Source organism: Salipiger sp. IMCC34102, from assembly GCF_004145405.1.
In the GTDB taxonomy this organism is placed as follows: domain Bacteria; phylum Pseudomonadota; class Alphaproteobacteria; order Rhodobacterales; family Rhodobacteraceae; genus Loktanella.
On record NZ_SELQ01000038.1, the window covers coordinates 1 to 255 of the forward strand.

A 255-nucleotide genomic window follows, 5' to 3' on the forward strand; every position below is an offset into this window, starting at 1 on the left:
TGGAGAAGGCGGACAACCTCTCGGTCATGCCCTACGACGGGGCCTGGTCCGATCTGGGCGACTGGACCGCCGTCTGGCGCGAGACGGAAGACGCCGGCCTCGCCACGAAAGGCCCTGCGCTTGCGATGGACTGCACCGACACGCTTTTGCGGTCCGAGAACGAGGGCCAGGCCATCGTCGGCATCGGGCTCGACAACATCGTCGCCGTGGCGATGCCCGACGCGGTGCTCGTGGCCCACAAGGACCGCGCGCAAC

The 255-nt window shown here is 68.6% G+C and carries 1 pseudogene; it reads left to right on the forward strand.

Annotated features, from left to right (window positions below):
* Window positions 1-255 (forward strand): annotated as a pseudogene (cpsB, locus tag EU805_RS17305) (mannose-1-phosphate guanylyltransferase/mannose-6-phosphate isomerase); the annotation flags it as partial.